This is a genomic window from Pseudomonas sp. 14P5.3.2 (assembly GCF_057799175.1).
Genome location: NZ_JBYOKU010000070.1, coordinates 1 through 1538, shown reverse-complemented (window position 1 = coordinate 1538; position 1538 = coordinate 1). Strand labels below are relative to the sequence as shown.

General features: G+C 57.5%; 1 pseudogene. It reads right to left on the bottom strand.

What is annotated here, in order from left to right:
- Positions 1 to 1538, bottom strand: a pseudogene (locus AC27VU_RS28840) (hypothetical protein); the annotation flags it as partial.

Genomic DNA, 1538 nt, shown 5'->3' with positions numbered 1-1538 from the left:
ACGGTGATCTTGCTGCCGCGGTTCGGTTCGATGTGCTTGGCCACGAACTCGGCATCCAGCCGGATGAGCCAGTCCTGTTTTTCACTAAGAGCATTGAACTTGATCGAACCCGTCTCCCCGCCGGAGACGTCGCCTTCCCAGAACCACTGGGCCTCATCGTCTCTCACCCATGGCCTCACGAGCGGCTTGTAGATGGTCATTTCAGTGGTCCCTCCGGGCAGCTTGCCCGGCTCCAGGAAATGGTTCTCCACACCCTTGACCATCGGTGCATTCAGCTCGAATTGCGGTTCACCTACATTGAGCACCCTGGCGTGCACGGATTCCTGTCTGGTGATCTCGGCGCCTTTGTCTTTCAGCAGGTGGTACCACACCTCCAGGTTTCCGCCATTGATAGGCTCGAGGGGGTCGTCAGCCACGTTGATGGTAAAACCGTCGGGATTCGCGAGGTCCTTTTCATCCGGAAAGTAATAGCCCAACTCAGGCAGGTGGGTGCTGCCGTCGGGGCTTTTACCCAACAGGAACAGCTCGATGGCGTTGTCGATCTCGATGAGCGGATCAAACGGAATACGGATGTTGATTTCCTTATTGCCAGGGTCGATGAAGTCTCCCACGGCCTCCTTGACCGTCGGTGCGGCGAGGCGGTGGGCTTCGCCTTTGAAATCGACAAACTGCCCTTTGGAGAGTGGAAGACGGCTGCCGTTGCGTACCAGGTGATAAGAGAACATGACCTGGGTATTGACCAGTTTGCGCACGTCGGCAATGGGCAGCTTGAAATGGTAGTTATGCGGGAGATTGTCGACGATCTGGGTCGGGGCAGTGACGTCGACCTTTTCGCCATCCACGGTGGTGCCGAACATGGTCAAGTAGATGATGTCATTAAGCTCGAAGCGCGGTCCGTTGGCTGTGACTACGGCCGTGATGTCGTTGTTGCCCTGTTTATCGACGTCGAGCTTATTGTTGAAAGCCTCCTGAACGATAGGCGCGTCCAGCCGGTCGATGCCGACAGTGACGACGATACGGGTTTCCTTGCACCAGTCTTCCGATTCATTGTCGACCTTGTCGCGCACCTTGAAGGTGACCGCCAGACCAGAGTCGTCGGTGTCACCGACGCGCTCAATGATGGCTTTGGTGATCCAGATCAGAATCGGGTTGGCCACCGGATCGTCGATCTGCGCCTGGCTCACCGGTGTGGACTCCACAAGGGTGCCACCCCAGTAGAGACGGATGACGTCGTCCACTGCGATGTCGGGGTAAGGCAGGCCGCTGCCGGACTCGGACCTGATGACAATCGGCACTCCCTCTTCGGCAACGTCTTTGTCCACACCGCCGTTGACGATTTCCGGGGGAATGTACATGTACAGGTTGGAGTGACCGGGGCCCGGGTTGATGTCCTGGCCACCGGGGAGTTCCAGTTTGACGAAGAGGTCGAGGGGCTTGTCCGGACGCTCTTCTTTTTGATTGTGCTGTTTGATTTCGTAGGTGAGCTCGTAAGAACCGGTCTGCAGATGACGGGGTGCCACCGACAAGACTGTGGGCTG